General features: G+C 47.9%; 15 protein-coding genes. 10 read left to right on the forward strand and 5 right to left on the reverse strand.

What is annotated here, in order from left to right; all coding sequences use genetic code 11:
* Positions 1–114 precede the first annotated feature (114 nt).
* The gene (locus ACO1NU_RS02965; protein WP_448816967.1) at positions 115–2,202 is read left to right on the forward strand and encodes a hypothetical protein; all 2,088 of its coding nucleotides are present in this window, start codon (positions 115–117) and stop codon (positions 2,200–2,202) included.
* A gap of 153 nt (positions 2,203–2,355) precedes the next feature.
* Here ACO1NU_RS02965 and ACO1NU_RS02970 read toward each other — a convergent pair whose 3' ends face one another.
* Positions 2,356–3,225 (reverse strand): LysR family transcriptional regulator, encoded by an 870-nt coding sequence (locus tag ACO1NU_RS02970; RefSeq protein ID WP_448816968.1) that lies wholly within the window; start codon positions 3,223–3,225, stop codon positions 2,356–2,358.
* 91 nt (positions 3,226–3,316) lie between these two features.
* Here ACO1NU_RS02970 and ACO1NU_RS02975 point away from each other — a divergent pair, with 91 nt between their 5' ends.
* From ACO1NU_RS02975 to ACO1NU_RS02990, 4 genes are all read left to right on the forward strand, one after another.
* Positions 3,317–4,039, forward strand: coding sequence for a class I SAM-dependent methyltransferase (locus tag ACO1NU_RS02975; RefSeq protein ID WP_448816969.1), 723 nt, complete (start codon positions 3,317–3,319; stop codon positions 4,037–4,039).
* 119 nt (positions 4,040–4,158) lie between these two features.
* A complete protein-coding gene (locus ACO1NU_RS02980) occupies positions 4,159–5,619 on the forward strand; it encodes a Gfo/Idh/MocA family protein (RefSeq protein ID WP_448816970.1) in 1,461 nt (486 codons plus the stop codon).
* Between the two features lie 142 nt (positions 5,620–5,761).
* Positions 5,762–6,757 carry an NADP-dependent oxidoreductase gene (locus ACO1NU_RS02985; RefSeq protein ID WP_448816971.1) on the forward strand — a complete coding sequence of 332 codons (996 nt, stop codon included), beginning with the start codon at positions 5,762–5,764 and terminating at the stop codon, positions 6,755–6,757.
* Positions 6,758–6,799: 42 nt separating this feature from the next.
* Positions 6,800–7,897, forward strand: a complete 1,098-nt coding sequence (locus ACO1NU_RS02990; RefSeq protein WP_448816972.1) for an acyltransferase family protein — start codon at positions 6,800–6,802, stop codon at positions 7,895–7,897.
* On the opposite strand, the gene ACO1NU_RS02995 is transcribed toward ACO1NU_RS02990, so the two are convergent.
* The 4 genes from ACO1NU_RS02995 to ACO1NU_RS03010 form a co-directional block, all read right to left on the reverse strand.
* Positions 7,894–8,460 carry a thioredoxin family protein gene (locus tag ACO1NU_RS02995; protein WP_448816973.1) on the reverse strand — a complete coding sequence of 189 codons (567 nt, stop codon included), beginning with the start codon at positions 8,458–8,460 and terminating at the stop codon, positions 7,894–7,896. The two genes, ACO1NU_RS02990 and ACO1NU_RS02995, sit on opposite strands and share 4 nt — an antisense overlap.
* 143 nt (positions 8,461–8,603) lie before the next feature.
* Positions 8,604–9,989 (reverse strand): arginine decarboxylase, encoded by a 1,386-nt coding sequence (locus ACO1NU_RS03000; protein WP_448816974.1) that lies wholly within the window; start codon positions 9,987–9,989, stop codon positions 8,604–8,606.
* A 78-nt stretch (positions 9,990–10,067) separates the two neighbouring features.
* Entirely contained in the window at positions 10,068–10,991 is a 924-nt protein-coding gene (gene ctlX, locus ACO1NU_RS03005; RefSeq protein ID WP_448816975.1) for a citrulline utilization hydrolase CtlX, read from the reverse strand.
* 1 nt (position 10,992) lies between these two features.
* Complete coding sequence (locus ACO1NU_RS03010) at positions 10,993–12,426, reverse strand: arginine deiminase family protein (protein WP_448816976.1); 1,434 nt, start codon at positions 12,424–12,426, stop codon at positions 10,993–10,995.
* 85 nt (positions 12,427–12,511) lie between these two features.
* On the opposite strand from ACO1NU_RS03010, the gene argS reads away from it, so the two are divergent.
* The 5 genes from argS to ACO1NU_RS03035 all read left to right on the forward strand — a co-directional run bounded on the left by argS (position 12,512) and on the right by ACO1NU_RS03035 (position 18,406).
* On the forward strand, positions 12,512–14,278 hold the full coding sequence (gene argS, locus ACO1NU_RS03015; protein ID WP_448816977.1) for an arginine--tRNA ligase: 1,767 nt from the start codon (positions 12,512–12,514) through the stop codon (positions 14,276–14,278).
* 24 nt (positions 14,279–14,302) lie between these two features.
* Complete coding sequence (locus ACO1NU_RS03020) at positions 14,303–14,758, forward strand: NUDIX domain-containing protein (protein ID WP_448816978.1); 456 nt, start codon at positions 14,303–14,305, stop codon at positions 14,756–14,758.
* 82 nt (positions 14,759–14,840) lie between these two features.
* Positions 14,841–15,539, forward strand: coding sequence for a phosphatase PAP2 family protein (locus ACO1NU_RS03025; RefSeq protein WP_448816979.1), 699 nt, complete (start codon positions 14,841–14,843; stop codon positions 15,537–15,539).
* Positions 15,540–15,593: 54 nt separating this feature from the next.
* The gene (locus ACO1NU_RS03030) at positions 15,594–16,541 is read left to right on the forward strand and encodes an aldo/keto reductase (RefSeq protein ID WP_448816980.1); all 948 of its coding nucleotides are present in this window, start codon (positions 15,594–15,596) and stop codon (positions 16,539–16,541) included.
* Positions 16,542–16,567: 26 nt separating this feature from the next.
* Positions 16,568–18,406 carry a UbiD family decarboxylase gene (locus tag ACO1NU_RS03035; protein WP_448816981.1) on the forward strand — a complete coding sequence of 613 codons (1,839 nt, stop codon included), beginning with the start codon at positions 16,568–16,570 and terminating at the stop codon, positions 18,404–18,406.
* The last annotated feature ends 176 nt before the right edge of the window (positions 18,407–18,582 follow it).

Raw genomic sequence — 18,582 nt, forward strand, 5'->3', positions numbered from 1 at the left:
TCGCGTAAACAAAAATTCTATCTTTTTGACGATTAATGCTGTTTGTTCATTGGGAGTAGTTCTAACATTGCAGGGTATTAGAATAATTAAAAACTAACCAGAACTAGTTCATTTATGAGGCGATCTCAATCTATCTTCAGGCAGCCGTTGAAGTTGTTATTTATCATGCTGTTCATCTTTACCGCAGCGTATGTTAAAGCACAAACCAGTATGCAGAAAAAAGCAGTAACAAGTAAGAAATTTGTTCATAAGGGTGCAGGCAATCCATACTTGCCCTTGTGGGAGCATTTGCCTGATGGTGAGCCCCGCGTTTTTGAAGATCCGGATAACCCTGGTAAATACAGGGCCTATATCATCGGTTCTCATGATGTCAGGTTTACCAGCTATTGCGGTCCCGATATCAGAATGTGGTCTGCTCCTGTAGAAGATCTGTCGAGCTGGCGCGATGAAGGTGCAATTTTTACCTACGAGATAAACGGACAGTGGGATGTCATGTACGCTCCTGATCTCGTGGAAGTGAAAAGGAAAGATGGTGTAAAAGAATACTACCTTTTTCCTCATAGCAGGGGACCTAACCGCGAGGAGATGGTGGTTAAAGGAAGCCGTCCTGACGGACCTTTTAAGCCGGTCAACCTGACAGAGGATGGTACCCGCACTGTTCCGGGTAGTATTCTCGGATTCGACCCTGCCGTGTACATCGAGTACATCACAGATCCTAAAGATCCGGATTTCAAAATCGGCTTCCGTGCTTACGGATTCTGGGGTTTCCAACGGTCGATGGCTGCTGAGCTGGATCAGAATACCTTATATTCGGTCAGGCCCGGAACCCAGGTCATCAATTACCTTTTACCTGCTAGCCGGGATCCCAAGGGTACAAACTATCCCAATATTTATGCGAAAGAGGACCTCGGTGCTTTCAACTTCTTTGAAGCATCTTCGATTCGTAAGGTTGGCAACAAGTATCTTTCTGTGTATAGTGGATACTCAGGACCGGAATATGGGGTAAGTAGCTCAAACTCAACCTTGCGTTATGCCATTGGCGACTCGCCACTAGGACCCTGGAAGAGTGGTGGTGTATTGGTGGATTCCCGCGCGCCTGTTCTCAAACAGGATGGCTCAGCGATTGAAACTTCTAATGCCGGGCATAATACACACGGTAGTCTGGAGCTGATTAACGGTCAGTGGTACGTTTTCTACCATCGTCCACCGAGAGGATTCGGATTTGCCCGTCAGGCTGTGGTCGCTCCTGTATCCATCAAATGGGATGAGAAGCCGGTAGCAGAAGGGGGTACCGTTTCCATCCGCGCCTTTGATCCCTACGGTGAAAACCAGATGTGGACTGCTAAAGCGAGCGACGGGAAGGAATACAAAGGGGCTGAAGTTACATCTGAAGGCTTCCATGTTTATGGTTTGGATCCTTATCAATATTATTCCGCAGGATATGCCAGCTATCTTTCAGATATCAGCATCCAGCAGGATTCATGGGATATCTGGGATAATCATATGCCGATCACCAATGTCAGGAACGGGCATATCGTTGGATATAAATACTTTGGCTTTGGTGGGCTGAAAAAGGATGAGCTGGGATTGAAGGCTTTCCAGGGTGTAAAAGCAGGTAACAACACCAGGTTCAACCTGTTTATCACTCCAAAAACAGCACAGTCATTTAAAGTGGCCATCTGGTTAGATGGTCCATGGGATAATGCTACCTGGAAAGGCAAGAAAATAGGAGAGGTCACTGTACCGGCTAATAGCAAACAGGAAACAACGGAGTTCGCTGTGGATGTGGCGAAGTTTGTAGATCATCTGGATAAGAAACATGCCATTTATCTGGTGGCAGAGAGCCCTGGATCTGAGCCTCTGTTTGACCTGATAGGTCTTGGTTTCTCTTCTAAGAACAAGAAGATCGTGAGACCGGTCGTTCCTGAGGTGAAGATCGCTGTGAACGGTCAGCAGGTTGATCTGCCGTCTATTCCGGTTCGCTCTACCAATGCTAACGGAATAACCGGGTATGATGTATACGAAGCAAAATACAAGATGCCAGCTTCCTCAACAGCGAAGCCTAAGGTAACGGCCTCTTCGAACAATAAGGATGTTAAAATTACCGTAACACAAGCGGATTCAGCATCTGGAAAGGCTACTGTACAGTTCGACTACAAGGGTATGGTGAAAACCTATGGCGTAGCATTCGTAGCAGAATAACATGAAGTTTATCTAAATATAAATGTTCTCTTAACACCTGGCCGTATCTGCGGCTTGAGTTCAGCCTCACAGCATTCCGATCTTTAGCCATGAAGATCAGGATGCTGTGAGGCTTTCTTTATGAAAGAGTATCTGTGGGCTAGCTGGTCGTACTCATGAATACTCTTCAACAAACCAGTTTAATGCAGCGTTGCTGTTCGGTCTGTATGCCAGTACGACCTCGGTTGAGATCGGCATCTCTGCCAACTGAACGAACGAAACGTTCAAATGTCCGTATTGCCGCTCCAGGGAAGAAGGAAGGATAGAAACCCCTAAGCCAGCGTCAATCAGTTGCATAATGGAATGAACATTATTGGTTTCGTGCAGGATGTTGGGCCGGAAGCCAAGCCTCTCACATATCTCCACGAGCTTATCGTAATAATTAGGGGCATAATCCTGATTGAAAAAGATAAAGGGACGTTGCCTGATAAACTCAGCTAGTTCTTCCTGACTGCTAAACAGCTCATTTCTAGTTGGTACAACAACTGTGAAAGGATCAAAGAATAAGGTTTTTAGTGTCAGTTTTTCCGAATGCACGGGGGCCCTTAGAATCCCTACATCCAGCTTCCCGCGTTCGAGTGCTTCAATTTGTTTAACTGTAGGCAGCTCGTACAGGCGGGTCTTTACATATGGAAAAACCTCCTGCATTCGCCTTAAAACATCCGCTAACTGGGGTTGATAAAGAGAACTGATATAACCTATCCTGAGTTCACCGCTTACATTCAAATGGATCTGGCGAACCACATTCTTACTTTCTTCAAGTCTGGAGAGCAGTGCATCCACTTCTTCTTTGAAGTATTTTCCCGCATCAGTCAGCGTAACCTGCTTGTTATTTCTGATGAATAGCTGAACATTCAGTTCTTCCTCCAGCTCTTTTATTTGTCTGCTAAGCGGCGGTTGAGATATAAACAATGAAGCGGCGGCCTTTCTGAAGTGCAGATGTTCGGCGACGCTCTTAAAATACAACAGGTGGCGTATTTCCATGTGATACTTAAAAGATATCAGTAGTTGACAAAAATGGTATTTTTCAAATATTGTTAATTGAGATATTTTTAGCAAATCAAATATGAGCAGCATGAAAGCAAACAACGCCTCAAAGTCCAGTATCGAAGAGATCAGGGCCCGGTTCGACCATGATGTTGAACGATTCTCCAACCTGGATACTGCACAGCAGACCGTTATCGATGCGCAGTATTGTCTCGAAGTCATTACTGAAGTGGTAAAGCGTGTGACGCCAAACGCCAAAAGTCTTTTAGATATCGGTTGTGGTGCAGGGAACTATACCCTCAAGATGTTGCAGAAACTTCCCGGCCTGAACTGTACGCTGGTCGACCTCAGTGACCCGATGCTGAAAAAGGCGCGGGATCGCGTAAGCGAGGCAACGAAGGGAACGGTTATCACCTTCCAAAGTGATATTCGAGAAATTGACCTACCGGAACAGGAATATTGTATTGCCGTGGCGGGCGCAGTTTTGCACCACCTCCGGGAGGAGAGCGAGTGGGTGCACGTATTTCAGAAAATATTCCGCTCCCTGAAACCTGGTGCGAGCTTTTGGATTTGCGACCTCGTCAGTCACGATCATCCGGCTATCCAGCAATTCTTTGAGGATACATATGGCGCGTTCCTCACAGAACTCGGCGGGAAGGACTATAAAGAGAAAGTGCTTGATTATATTGACCGGGAGGATACGCCGCGATCTGTTTTTTTTCAAATGGAGCTCATGAAAAAGGTCGGCTTCAGGCATGTTGAATTGCTGCATAAAAACTCCTGTTTCGCAGCCTTCGGAGGCATCAGGTAGTTGCGGCGGGACCTTGCCGTTAAGAAGCTGCCAGCGCTATTAGATTTTAAAATACATGAGGTGATAAAAAGCTGATTTCTAATGATTATCTTCAATCATAACCAATTAGCCTTTAAACCATGTCAGAGAAATCAATTGAACCGACAGGTCTTTCCAGGAGGGATTTTCTAAAAACAAGCAGTCTGGCTGCGGCGGGTTTCATGATTGTTCCGCGTTATGTCCTTGGTGGGAAGGGATATGTCGCTCCTAGCGACCGCCTCCGCATAGCCGCTATAGGTGTTGGGGGCAAGGGACAGAGTGACATTGCATCCTTTGCTGCTACGAACAGGGCAGATATTGCCTTTTTGTGTGATGTAGACAGGAATCGCGCAGCAGCTAGTGTAGCTGCTTTCCCCAAAGCTAAATTCTACGAAGACTGGCGTGAACTCTTTGACAAGCAGTCGCGGAACTTCGACGCGGTGTCTGTTGCCACGCCCGATCATAATCATGCTATCAGTACGCTGGCTGCCATGCAGCTCGGCAAGCATGTATACGTCCAGAAGCCCCTTACACACGACATCTATGAAGCGCGCCTGCTAACTGAAGCAGTCAAGAAATACAAAGTAGTTACCCAGATGGGTAATCAGGGTGCCTCTAACGACGGTGTACGTCAATTGATGGAATGGTATGATGAGGATATTATCGGGAAAGTGCATACAGTTTATTGCTGGACCGACCGTCCGGTGTGGCCTCAGGGTATACCCTGGCCTGTTGCAAAGGCGAGCGTTCCAGAGCACCTGAACTGGGATCTCTGGTTGGGAACGGCACCTTACAAAGGTTATATCGAGAAACTTGTGCCTTTTAACTGGCGTGGATGGTGGGATTACGGTACCGGTGCTCTGGGCGACATGGGCTGTCATTTGCTTCATGCCCCCTTCAAGGTGCTCGGACTGCAATATGCTAAGGATGTGCAGGCTAGTGTCGGAACAGTTTATGTGGATGAATTCAAGCAAGGGTACTTTCCGGAGAGCTGCCCTCCTTCAAGTCACGTGACTCTTACATTTCCGAAGACTGACAAAACAGAGGGTGATGTAACTGTTCATTGGATGGATGGGGGAATTCAGCCCGTGAGACCCGATGAGTTAGGTGCCAATGAAGTATTTGGCGACGGCGGCAACGGTAGTCTGTTTGTGGGGACCAAAGGCAAAATGATTGCAAGCACCTATGGTGCCGATGCGAAGTTGCTGCCTACTTCGCGCACCTCTGAGGTGAAAGTTAAGCAAAAGATCAGGCGGGTTCCGGGACAGGCAGAGGGGCATTATGCCCAATGGGTTGAGGCCTGCATTGCCGGCTACGGCAAAACTGAACTCAGTGCGCCATTCTCAGAATCGGGTCCTCTTACCGAAGCCCTGCTCATGGCCAACCTGGCGATCCGTGGCCACGATATCAGGAGAGTGAACGCTAATGGAGGCTTTACCTATCCCGGCAGAGGTTTAAAACTCCTATGGGATAATGCGAATATGCGCGTAACCAACTTTGAAGACGTTAACCAGTTCGTCAGGCGCCAGTACCGCAGCGGCTGGAATATCGGGACGATCTGAGTGAAACGGAACAATTTTCATGGTCGAGTTACCATAGGCACATCCTCTAATATTCGTGCCTAGTTATCAAAATCTAAAACAGGACCGCCAAATGGCTTGTTCTTATCGGATCATTGTACCTATGCATCTAAACAAAAGAAACATGAATAAAGTAATTCTGTTAAACAAACGCCCGCAAGGAAAGCCAACACTGGATGATTTTAAATTTGCAGAAGAAGAGATCCCTACCGCTGCAGAAGGGCAAGTGTTACTGAAAACACGCTATGTTTCCGTTGACCCTTATCTGAGGGGACGCATGACGGATGCGAAGTCTTATGTGCCTCCATTCCAGCTGAACCAGCCGGTGCAGTCGGGGATAGTTGCCGAGGTACTTGAATCTAAAAGCGCCAGCTTCAATCAAGGTGACTTTGTTAGCGGTTTACTGGAGTGGAAGGAATTTCAGGTTTCTGATGGTAAGGGATTGAACAAGGTCGACTCCACAGCAGCAGATCTTTCTGCCTATCTGGGGATATTGGGGATGACCGGGCTAACGGCATATCTGGGACTCACAGAGATCGGTCGCCCTCAGGCAGGAGAGACACTCGTCGTCTCCGGGGCTGCAGGTGCTGTGGGAAGTGTGGTCGGCCAAATTGGAAAAATACTCGGCTGTAAGGTAATCGGCATTGCCGGTAGTGACGACAAAATAGAGGTTTTGAAATCTAAGTTTGGATTCGACGCAGGTATCAATTACAAGACGGCTAAAGATATGAAGCAGGCGCTTGCTGACGCTGCACCTCAGGGCGTGGATATCTATTTTGACAACGTAGGAGGGGAAGTTTCTGATGCGGTTCTTGCGAATATTAATAACCTTGGCAGGGTACCCTTATGTGGCGCCATATCAAGCTACAACGATACGGAGGTTTCAGTGGGGCCGCGCGTGCAACCGGTAATGGTAAAGAACAGCGTCTTAATGCAGGGCTTCATTGTCTCCAATTATTCTGCCAAGTTCCCTGAAAGCATTCAACAACTGACCCGCTGGTTACAGGAAGGAAAACTCACTTATACCGAAACGGTTGTGGAGGGGTTTGATCAAATACCCCAGGCCTTTATTGATCTGTTCGAAGGTAAAAACAATGGGAAGATGGTGGTGAAGGTGTAGGTTCGGTCGCATGCCTTTCATTTTTTTTTTAGCTTAGTGGGGATGAACTTAACTACCACTACACCCGTTCAGCTTGAAACGAAACAACACTTCGAAATACTGGACGGTCTAAGAGGAGTTGCCGCATTTGCCGTATTGGTCTTTCATTTTATGGAGTATGCGGCTCCCGACATTAAAGACAACTTTATCGCTCACGCGTATCTGGCGGTTGATTTTTTCTTCTGTCTCTCGGGTTTTGTTATTGCCTATGCTTATGACGGTCGCCTGGAGAAAATGGGGAAGACAGTTTTCTTCAAGTTGAGGCTTATCCGCCTGCATCCCCTGGTTCTTATCGGATCTGTAATAGGTCTGCTGACCTTTCTGTTTGATCCCTTCAGGGACCTCTTCCATGTGTACGGTTCGGGGGGGACCTTCATGCTGTTTATCACCTCCTGCCTGATGATACCGTACCCGGTGGTTGAGGAGCGGTATTTCAACTTCTTCAATCTGAACGCTCCTTCCTGGTCATTGTTCTGGGAGTATGTCGCCAATATTTTCTACGCACTTGTCTTGATCAAAGTACGCAATAAACTCCTTTGGTTTTTAACTGTGTTAGCGGCAGTGCTCATCTGCTATGAGGCTGATCGTTCGGGTTCTTTACTTGGTGGCTGGGGCAAAGGAAACTTCCTCGGTGGAGGTATCCGGGTCTTCTACTCCTTCCTGGCGGGCGTATTGGTATACCGTTCCAACTGGATCATCAGGTCCAGACTGGGTTTCTTATCGATGAGCGTGCTTCTCATGCTGGCATTTCTCGTGCCATATACGCTCGATCCTAAGATCGTAGATCCCGTGATCGTCCTCTTTTACTTCCCGCTGTTGGTTGCTCTTGGCGCAGGCGCCCGACTGAACGAAGGTTTCAGGAAAGTATGCCGCCTTTCGGGTGATATATCCTACCCGCTTTATATGACGCACTACCCGTTCTTATTCGTCTTCGGCAGCTATATGGAGGCGGTGAAGCCCGACAAAAATCAGCTGATCCTTGTCATTTTCTTGAGCGTTGTTGCCTTGCTGGCTCTGGCTTATTGTATTATGGTATTTGTTGATATTCCCATGCGGAAGTATCTGAAGAATAGGTTGGTAAGCAGAAATGAAAGCTTTTAAAACTTCTGCAGGAACAGCGTGGTAAGCTCATTCTGCAGATCGACGCCCTTATTGGCATTATACCAGTTCTGAATCTCCACTTTTACTTTGTCGAAAGTGGCTTCCTCTTTTTTCAGGATATTGTACAGCTTCTGGCAGTCACGCGGACGCGGTCCCCATACCAGTAAATCTTTGCCCGCAGCATCCTGAATAATCAGCTTGGGGACTGACTTCGTATTGTTCGTAAGATACTGTTCAATCCGGAATGGAGGAGAGTCCCGCAGCTCATAGCTGATGCTGATCATCGGATTTTCCCAGGAGAGCATTTCGATAAAGGGAATATTGTGTGCTGCGTCGCCACACCAGGGCTCCGTGATCACAATCCAACGCTGCGGCTTATTGATGTCATGAACAACGTCAAGCATTTCGTCTGAGAGTTCGCCCTTTTTGAACCAGCGGTTCATGCGCGACCAGTTGAGCCGGGTGTAACTGAAATAATCGTCATTGTTGTAAGGCGGAGCCTGTTGCGTAATGTCCTTACTGAGTATATGTTTGAAATAGCTGCTATATTCCTGAAAATTCACGTGATAGGGGTTAAGTAGTGTTATATTCTATTACGTTCTATGAGGCTGTATATTGTATGAGCTGGTAAAAAGCAAGTATTTCATCTTTTCCTGGTACCTATAAGAACAAAAAAGCCGGTCAAGCAAAATGACCGGCTTCTGTTTTAGGTATATCCCAGGATCTTCATGACCTGCTTGCTATTTTGCTCTTCGCCAAACACCTCGAAATTGAAGGTCTCGTCGCGGTTTCTTCTGATCAGCACATGCTTAGGAGATGGCAGCAGGCAGTGATGGATACCTCCATAGCCGCTCAGTACTTCCTGATAAGCACCCGTGTGGAAGAAGCCCAGGTATTGAACCTTACGGGTCTTCGGCATGAACACGCTGTTCATATGGGCTTCCTGATTGTAATAATCCTGCCCGTCGCAGGTGATTCCACCCAGGTTGACACGCTCGTACTCTGAATCCCAGTTGTTGACAGGCACCAGGATGTACTTCTGGTTTAAGGCCCAAACGTCCGGAAGGTTGGTGATGAATGAACCGTCCAGCATCAGCCACTTCTCGCGATCATTCTGCTGCTTGCGTCCCAATACTTTATACAGAATACCTGAAGCTTCGGCAACTGTGTATTTTCCGAATTCAGTGATGATATCGGGTTCCTCCACGTCATGCTCGGCACAGATCTCCTTAATACGCTTCACGATTTCATTAACCATGTATTCATAGTCGAAATCAAATACCAGCGAGTCTTTGAAAGGCATACCACCGCCAATGTCGAGAACAGACAGCGCAGGGTTGATTTTCTTGAATTTGCAGTACAACGTCACATATTTCTCCAGTTCGTTCCAGTAATATGGTGTATCTGAGATACCGGAATTGATGAAGAAGTGAAGAAGCTTCACCTCGAAATTGGGGTTGGTCGCAATCTTACTGTTATAGAACTCAATAATATCTTCCATGCGGATACCCAGACGCGAAGTATAGAACTGTGAGTCGGGCTGCTCTTCCGCTGCAATCCGGATCCCCAGACTGCAGGGGATATCAAGCTCATCATCATAAAGATTGAACTCCTCCTTGTTATCCAGCACCGGAATGATATTCTTAAACCCGTCATGAAGCATATCCACGATATACTGCTTGTACTGATAAGTCTTAAAGCCGTTGCAAATAACGGTGATGTCCTTGTTGACCGTTCCTTTCTTCTCAAGTGCATCAATCATCGGAAGGTCGAAAGCTGAAGAGGTCTCCAGGTGGATATCATTCTTTAATGCTTCTTCAACAACATGCTTAAAATGCGAACTCTTTGTACAGTAGCAGTACATGTATGAACCGCGGTAATTATTATTTATGATGGCCTGCTGAAAGAGGATCTTTGCCTTCTGGATCTTTTTCGTGATCAGCGGCAAATAGGTGAACCGTAGGGGAGTACCGTAGGTTTCGATCATTTCCATCAGGTTCAGGTCGTGGAAGTATAGTTCGTCGTCTATTACTTCAAAGCCTTCCTGTGGGAATCCAACACTCAGGTCAAGAAATTCTTCGTAGCTCTGCATTTATATTCTTAAAATTTGTGCAAAAGTGTAGTTTTTTTGTGAATTATATTTCTATAAAATCATCAAAGATCTAAATGTTTACAAAACAGTGGTAATAGGTGTATGGATTTCTGCTATCATACAGCGCGCGCTACCGCCTCCGATACGTTCAATCGTGTCCAGCGGGGCATGTATAAGTCGGCCGTATCGGGTCAGCGCGCTGTGCTGAGCCTCTGTTAATGCTTCATAGGCATCGGTAGACATGACAATGAGGTTTTCGCCTTCCGTGCTGCTGATTTGCAGGGCGTTGGCCGAAAAGTGGTTCATCTGTTCTCGCGAGAGCGGAATGATTTCCTTGTTCGTGGCAATCAGGGAGCTCAGGAAGCGACTGCGCTCTTCTTCGTCGTGTATCGACTCCAGGCAGACCAGCGCGAAGCCACTTCCCAGACACATCATCACGTTGGTGTGATAGATTGGCCGGCCTTCATGATCGGTCGCATGGAAGCTCACTACCTCATATTGGAGCAGATTGGCGGCGAAACCCAGTACTTCTTCGTCGGTTCGCGACGAAATGGATGCATAAACAATCCCATACTCGCGGTCGAGTACCATGCTGCCCGTACCTTCGAGGTATTGACCCCGGTGTTCAAAAAAGCTAAGGTCCACAAAATGCTTAAAGCGATAGCCGCCCTGGATGGCCTTCACGATATCCATCCGCCGCTCTGCGCGCCTGTTCTCTGCTTCCACGGGATAGATGATGATCGTGCCATTATCATGGGTCGAGATCCAGTTATTCGGGAAAATAGCGTCAGGAGTGTCCTGTTCCGGATCATCGTCTATAACCAGTACGAGCACCTTGTTTTCCCGGAGCATGTCTACAAAGCCGTCGAACTCGCGCATGACTTGCTCCTGTACATTTTCGTTGGCTTCGGGGCTTATCTGAAAAACGTTGCTGATGGCTGTCTGCTCATTAAACCCGAAGCGCGAGGGCCTGATCATCAGTAGTCTGGATGTTGTCTGCATATCAAATAGGGTCACGTAGTAAAGGCATGCTCATGCAGCGGAAACCGCCGCGGGCACGCGACAGCTCTGCAGAAGGCATAAGAATAAGGGTATTTTCTAGCCGGTCAATATCGGTTTCCCCAGCTTCAAGCTGTTGGAGGAGTTGCTCTGCCTCAATGACCTGAAACCCGGCCTCCTTGAAGGCTTCGATACTCCGGTCGTTCCGGTCATAGCCAAGCGCAACGCCTTCTTTCAGTGCCAGGATGTTGCAGGAGTCTGTCCACTGCTCCCGTTCGTCATGTGGGAACTCGTCGTTTCCGGAGTAAATAAATACGGGTTCTTCGGTGCTGCCCAGATCTCTCTGGCTTACTGATGCGAGCAGGCTTTCTATACTCTTGAACTTTTTAGGCTTCTCACGCCCCTTTTTGAACTGAAGCACCGATACCTGATCCTGCTTTTTCTTATCGCTCAGGTATTCAAGAGGCTGCCCCTTGTTCTTGTTGCGGCCTGAGCAGATAGCATGTAGCACCACCCAGGTATGCTTGTTTACCTGGGTAAACAGCGTGTCTATGTGCATGTAATCGCGTTTGTGAGGGATCTTTACTACACTCACCTTTTGCACCACGTCATTCTCAAACAACAGCCGTATCGCTTCTGCCACACCGCCTGGAGAGGTCCGCTCAGAACAGCCGATGATCACATGATCGGGACTTACCACCATCACATCACCACCCTCCAGAGTGGTCTTATCTCCAGGGGCTTCTCCGGGACGAAGGAAGTGCTGAACCTGGTGGGGGATTTCAAGGATCCGGTCCCGGTAGGCTGCAAACAGTGGATGGTTATAGAAAATATACCGTGAAAGCAGCGATTCGCGGTTTCTGGCTTTCTTCGCAGGCTTGTTTAGCAGGATGTGGCTATTGATCGTTATTCCGATATCGCGCGTAAAGATCAGATTGGGGATAGGCGGAAACAGCATCTCGCCGCTTTTTAGTGATCCGGAGATCAGAATCCGCGCCAGGCGCTCCGCATCAAGTGCGTTCAGGTCCGACTGTTGATTATAGCTGCAGCCTTCTATTGCGCAAACCGCCGCGCAAAGCTTCTCGCGAATATTTTCGATCTTCAGGATGTCGGAAAGCAGCTTCTCGATTTCTAAAACGCGGTCTGATTGGTAAAATCCCGGCATTCCCGGCTTATAGAACGAGCGTTCGTCTGCTGCCCCGGCAGAAGCTGAAGGCCTGTTCCGGATCGTGTCGGGATCGAGGAAGTAGAGCAGAAGCTGTACATAGCAGTCGTATTCGCGGCGGACTGTGTCCAGATGCAGGATGTCTTCGAAAAGCCAGTCCTGTGCCTTGGATGGTGCTACACGGCCAATTCCGTTATCCGGACTGTGGATTAATACCGTCCTTAACCTGCCAATTTCTGAGTCAACCTGGATCTTTGATTCGTATGTTTTCATAGGCTGGATGGATGTATAACAAATCTAATGGATTTTATGAGAATTTATAAGTGGCGTTTGTCGCACTAATGATTAATTTTGACGGATGGATTTTATTGTAAAAGGAGCCCTTGAGGCCGTGAAGGCCTTATATGATGTTGAATTAAAAGAAAGCGACATTACCCTTCAGGAAACCCGCAAGGAGTTTGAAGGTGAAACAACCATAGTGACATTTCCTCTTACCCGCGTTTCCAGGAAATCACCTGAGCAAACAGGAAATGAAATTGGTTCTTACTTGCAGGAAAACCTTCCACAGGTTTCCGCCTTCAACGTGATCAAAGGCTTCCTCAATATATCTCTTAGCAGTGCCTATCTGCTCGATGTTTTCCGCGGAACTATCTCAAGTTCCTCTTTCGGTGATCTGCCTTCGAATGGTAAAAAGGTGATGATCGAATATTCTTCGCCCAATACCAATAAGCCCCTTCATCTGGGACACGTGCGTAACAACCTCCTCGGCTTCTCTGTTTCGGAGATCCTGGCGGCATCTGGTTACGAAGTGATCAAAGCCAATCTGGTGAATGACAGAGGAATTCATATCTGTAAATCCATGCTTGCCTGGCAGAAGTTTGGCAATGGCGAAACGCCTGAGAGCAGCGGATTGAAGGGCGATAAGCTGGTCGGGAACTACTATGTGAAGTTCGATCAGGAATATAAAAAGCAGATTGATGAGCTGAAAGCAGCCGGCCAGACCGAAGAAGAGGCGAAAAAGAATGCCGGGCTCATCAAGGAGGCGCAGCTGATGCTCCGCCAATGGGAGGCTGGTGACGAAGAAGTGATCAATCTCTGGAAAACCATGAACAGCTGGGTGTACGCCGGTTTCGACGTGACCTATAAGAGTCTGGGTGTGGAGTTTGATCAGTATTACTACGAATCGGACACTTACCTGCTTGGTAAAGATATTATCGACGAAGGTCTGGAAAAGAAGGTGTTCTTCCGGAAAGAAGATAATTCGGTATGGATTGACCTTACTGCCGACGGACTCGACGAGAAACTGGTACTGCGGGGTGACGGCACATCTGTATATATTACGCAGGACCTCGGTACTGCACAGCTGAAATATGACAACTTCCAGATGGACGAGTCGATCTATGTGGTAGGTAATGAGCAGGATTATCACTTCAAAGTGCTGTTCCTGATCCTCGATAAATTAGGTAAGTCATGGGCAAAGGGATTGTACCACTTGTCTTACGGAATGGTGGACCTGCCATCCGGTAAAATGAAATCCCGTGAGGGTACTGTTGTTGACGCCGATGATCTGATTCAGGAAATGGTTGATACGGCACGTCAGCGCACAGAGGAACTCGGTAAGGTGGACGGCTTTTCTGAAGAGGAAAAGGCTAACCTGTACCGCATGATCGGTCTGGGAGCATTGAAGTACTTCCTGCTGAAGGTAGAGCCTAAAAAACGCCTGCTGTTTGATCCAAACGAGTCAATAGACTTTCAGGGACATACCGGTCCGTTTATTCAATACACGCATGCCCGTATCTGCTCGGTGCTCAACAGGGCCGATGTGGGTGCACCGGTTTTTGAAGCCATAGACGACTTGTCGCCCGTACAGCGCGAGCTAATCCTGGCCATCAGCAAGTACCCGGCAGTAGTGACGGCTGCGGCAAAGGAGTTTAGTCCCGCACTGATTGCCAACTACGCGTTCGACATCGCCAAGCTGTACAATAAATTCTATCACGAAGAGCCGATTCTGAAGGAAGAGAATGCCGACCTCCGCCATATACGTCTTGCCCTGTCTTCGTCAACTGCTTCTGTACTGAAGAAAAGCATGAAATTACTCGGTATTGATGTTCCGCAGAGAATGTAAGGCCTAAGCTCTAAATACCTAAAGATGTTTTTATTCAATGTTCGCGTTTACGGCCTTTTGATCAATGAGCAGGACGAGATCCTGCTAAGCGATGAAGAGCATCAGTCTGTCAGGTTCAGCAAGTTCCCCGGCGGGGGACTTGAATACGGAGAGGGCTTGCTCGAAGCTCTTAAAAGGGAGTTCATGGAGGAGTGTGATACGCCGGTAGAGGTTCTGGAACATATCTATACCACTGATTTTTTTGAGAAGTCTTCATTTAATGAAAGTCAGATCCTGAGTATATACTACCTCGTGAAGCCTCTCGAGCCCCTCAAGTGCAGGATTTCCCCAGGAGCTTTTGATTTTGATAACTCCTGTCAGGTAAAACAGTCATTCAGATGGGTGAGGCTAGAGGATCTTTCGCCAAATGATGTGACCTTCCTGACCGACAAGATCGCAATCGAAAAATTGCAACAATTCTGGCACAAAAGAGAAGTCTGAACCGCTTAAGGCCAGTTCCATAGTAAAAAGTTTTATATTATGCAGCAGAACCGGAGGACGGATCTGCTGTTTGAATAAACCTATGGATGAAATAAATAAGCCCCTGAACGGATCTGACACTGCGGAGGTGAAACGGTCTTTAAGACTTTTCTCAAAAGAGTTTCTGATAGCCACCCTGGCGTTCATTTGCCTGATGGCGTTTTTTACCTTGGTTAAAGTGATTCTGATCGATGAAAATAAGGTATTCGACCAGGAGATCTACGCGCTCATCGAGCCGCATACAAACGACACAACATCCAGAATCATGGTTATTGCCAGCTGGATTGGTGGTACTCAGTTCATGCTTCCGGCCAATATGCTGCTCATTTGCTACTTCCTTTTTGTGCGCAAAAACCGCTGGCAGTCTATCAAATTTGGCGTGATCGCTCTGAGCAGCGTCTGCATGATGCACCTGCTCAAGCTGCTCTTCAACAGACCACGACCCCTAATCCCGCTGCTAGAGCCAGCACATGGACTGAGCTTCCCCAGCGGTCACGCGATGACAAGTATCACTTTCTTTGGACTGTTCATCTATCTCACATCCAGTTATGTAAAAAATGTATTTTTAAGGGTATTCCTGATTGTCCTGCTCCTGAGTTTCATCCTCACCATTGGGTATAGCCGCGTCTACCTCCGGGTCCATTACCCAAGTGACGTGCTCGCGGGATACTGCATGGGAACCGTGTGGCTCATCTTTTGTCTCTGGACGTTAAAAAAGTTCGAGAGAAAAGAAAGGACATAGCGCACCCGAACAACACCGCCTTTCAACTGTTCTTACACTTTAATCAAACGTATTATGGAACAACGGAAAATAGGCAAGTCAGAACTCAAGGTTTCACCAATATGTTTCGGCGGTAATGTGTTTGGCTGGACAGCAGATCAGTCCACCTCGTTTAAATTACTGGATGAGTTCGTCGACCTCGGATTCAATTTCATCGACACAGCAGACGTGTACTCGCGGTGGGTTGCCGGCAATTCAGGCGGGGATTCTGAGTCGCTTATTGGCAAGTGGTTGAAGGAAAGTGGAAAGCGAAAGGACATCGTTCTGGCCACCAAGGTCGGTTCTGAAATGGGCCCCGGATTGAAGGGCCTCAGGAAGGAGTACATCATTCAGGCCGTGGAAGCATCACTCAGCCGCCTGCAGACAGATTATATCGATCTGTATCAATCTCATTACGACGATCCATCCACGCCGGTAGAAGAAACCCTCGAGGCCTATGCCAAGCTGATCAGCGAAGGCAAAGTGCGTGTAATCGGGGCATCAAACTTTAGTCCCGAGCGCCTCAGAGAAGCGCTTGAGGCAAGCGACAAGGGCCTGCCCCGTTACGAATGCTTCCAACCGGAATACAATCTGGTGGAACGTGCAGACTTCGAAAAGCAGTATCTGCCACTTGTACAGGAGTATGGCATCGGCGTCATTTCCTATTTTTCGCTGGCAGCAGGCTTTCTTACAGGTAAATACAGGTCGGAAGCTGACCTTTACAAAAGTCCCCGCGGAGCACGTGTGAAAAAGTACCTGAACGACAAGGGAACAGCCATACTTCAAACGCTCGATCAGATTGCAACGCGCCATCAGGCAACACCGGCACAAGTTGCCCTTGCCTGGCTTATCGCTCAGCCGGGTATTACCGCACCCATCGTCAGTGCGACAAGTTTAGAGCAGCTCCGCGACATCACCAGAGCTGCGTATCTGAATCTTGACAAAGGAGATCTCGAAGAATTGAATGCAGTCAGTGCATATTAATCCGAAAATCTCTAAGTTTGGTGCAAATGGGATATCAAAGTTTAGAAGCATGTGTAAATGACCTGGAGCAACATGGGCATTTAATACGGATCAAAGAAGAAGTTGACCCTTATTTGGAGATGGCAGCTATACATCTGCGTGTCTATGAGCATCAGGGGCCGGCATTGTATTTCGAAAACATCAAAGGGAGTAAGTTCCCGGCCGTATCCAATCTTTTCGGAACACTTGACCGCTCGAAGTTTATCTTTCGCGATACGCTGGATAAAATTAAGACGCTGGTAGACATCAAGATGGATCCGGTTAAGGCTATGAAAAATCCGTTCAAGTATGCCAACGTGAGCCTTACTGCGCTTTCGGCCCTGCCTATGAAAGTAGGCAAGAATGCTCCCATTGCATTCGGGCAGACGCGCATTTCAGAGCTTCCGCAGATCGTTAACTGGCCTATGGACGGGGGACCGTTCGTGACCATGCCGCAGGTTTATACGGAAGATTACGACAAGCCAGGCATAATGAACGCCAATCTCGGCATGTACCGCATCCAACTGAACGGGAACGAATATGTTCCGGACCAGGAAGTCGGCCTCCATTACCAGCTTCACCGGGGTATTGGTGTACATCAGGCTAAGGCCAACGGCATGGGGCAGCCGCTGAAGGTGAGTATCTTCGTAGGAGGCCCACCATCACATCCTCTGTCGGCCGTAATGCCGCTACCGGAAGGCTTGTCTGAGATGATCTTTGGCGGTGCGCTAGGTAACAGGCGCTTTCGCTATTTTTACGATGAGGAAGGATTTTGTATTTCGGCAGATGCCGACTTCGTAATCACCGGAACTGTGTACCCGCAAGAAAATAAACCAGAAGGACCATTCGGTGATCACCTGGGCTACTATAGCCTTGTGCATCCCTTCCCACTGATGAAAGTCCATAAGGTTTACCATAAAAAGAACCCGATCTGGTCGTTCACCGTGGTGGGACGTCCTCCTCAGGAAGATACCAGTTTTGGTGCACTCATACATGAGATCACCGGTTCTGCCATGCCGAAAGAAATTGCAGGACTCCACGAAGTGAACGCAGTTGATGCGGCAGGCGTACACCCGCTCTTGTTTGCTATTGGCAGCGAGCGGTACACCCCTTATCTGAAAGAACGACGTCCGCAGGAGATCCTCACCATTGCGAACCAGATATTGGGCCGCAATCAGTTGAGCCTGGCCAAATATCTATTCATTGCCGCGAAGGAAGATGATGCCTCTCTGCACACGCACCATATCGCGGAGTTCATGATGCATGTGCTTGAAAGAATGGATTTCAGTCGTGATCTTCACTTCCACACGAATACCACCATCGACACGCTCGACTATAGTGGCGACGGCCTGAATTCCGGTTCCAAAGTGGTGTTTGCCGCGGCAGGAGAGAAGAAGCGGGAGTTGTGGAGGGAGATACCGCGCTACTTTGAAGTGCCCTCTTTATTCGGGGGATTCAAGCTGGCGATTCCCGGCGTAGTAGCGGTAGAGGGAATGCCTTATTCCTCCTCTGAAGCTACCCAGAAGGAAATAGCCTTGCTGAATGTTCATCTGAAAGGCGTTGAGCTGGATGGTCTTGCTTTGATCATTCTGTGCGACGATGCTGCATTCACTGCCGCCGATATTAATAATCTGGTATGGGTTACGTTTACAAGAAGCAACCCATCTCACGACGTACATGGAATCAACAGCTTTACCGAACATAAGCACTGGGGATGTAAAGGTCCGCTGATTATTGATGCACGCAAGAAGCCACATCACGCACCCGAACTGATCAAAGACCCGGAAGTAGAGAGACGCGTCGACCAAATGGGAGCCAAGGGAGGTTCACTCTTCGGAATCATTTAACGGATCAAATAAGATTCCAATGAAAAGGGAGGTCAGATGATGATCATCCCTTTTTTGCTATTAGAAACTTGGATCTTCTTTTGAAATCCCCTGATTGTACTTCGTAGAATCTGTAGTGACCCAATACTGGTTAGGAGGACGAATACGGCCTCCGGGACGGGAGGGGTATGAAAGAC

The organism is Arcticibacter sp. (genome assembly GCF_053551015.1).

What these genes read in the sequence shown, in the direction of transcription:
- ACO1NU_RS02965 (WP_448816967.1), top strand. Translation starts at nt 115, where the DNA reads ATGAGGCGATCTCAATCTATCTTCAGGCAGCCGTTGAAGTTGTTATTT.
- ACO1NU_RS02970 (WP_448816968.1), bottom strand. Translation starts at nt 3,225, where the DNA reads ATGGAAATACGCCACCTGTTGTATTTTAAGAGCGTCGCCGAACATCTG.
- ACO1NU_RS02975 (WP_448816969.1), top strand. Translation starts at nt 3,317, where the DNA reads ATGAAAGCAAACAACGCCTCAAAGTCCAGTATCGAAGAGATCAGGGCC.
- ACO1NU_RS02980 (WP_448816970.1), top strand. Translation starts at nt 4,159, where the DNA reads ATGTCAGAGAAATCAATTGAACCGACAGGTCTTTCCAGGAGGGATTTT.
- ACO1NU_RS02985 (WP_448816971.1), top strand. Translation starts at nt 5,762, where the DNA reads ATGAATAAAGTAATTCTGTTAAACAAACGCCCGCAAGGAAAGCCAACA.
- ACO1NU_RS02990 (WP_448816972.1), top strand. Translation starts at nt 6,800, where the DNA reads ATGAACTTAACTACCACTACACCCGTTCAGCTTGAAACGAAACAACAC.
- ACO1NU_RS03000 (WP_448816974.1), bottom strand. Translation starts at nt 9,989, where the DNA reads ATGCAGAGCTACGAAGAATTTCTTGACCTGAGTGTTGGATTCCCACAG.
- ctlX (WP_448816975.1), bottom strand. Translation starts at nt 10,991, where the DNA reads ATGCAGACAACATCCAGACTACTGATGATCAGGCCCTCGCGCTTCGGG.
- ACO1NU_RS03010 (WP_448816976.1), bottom strand. Translation starts at nt 12,426, where the DNA reads ATGAAAACATACGAATCAAAGATCCAGGTTGACTCAGAAATTGGCAGG.
- argS (WP_448816977.1), top strand. Translation starts at nt 12,512, where the DNA reads ATGGATTTTATTGTAAAAGGAGCCCTTGAGGCCGTGAAGGCCTTATAT.
- ACO1NU_RS03020 (WP_448816978.1), top strand. Translation starts at nt 14,303, where the DNA reads ATGTTTTTATTCAATGTTCGCGTTTACGGCCTTTTGATCAATGAGCAG.
- ACO1NU_RS03025 (WP_448816979.1), top strand. Translation starts at nt 14,841, where the DNA reads ATGGATGAAATAAATAAGCCCCTGAACGGATCTGACACTGCGGAGGTG.
- ACO1NU_RS03030 (WP_448816980.1), top strand. Translation starts at nt 15,594, where the DNA reads ATGGAACAACGGAAAATAGGCAAGTCAGAACTCAAGGTTTCACCAATA.
- ACO1NU_RS03035 (WP_448816981.1), top strand. Translation starts at nt 16,568, where the DNA reads ATGGGATATCAAAGTTTAGAAGCATGTGTAAATGACCTGGAGCAACAT.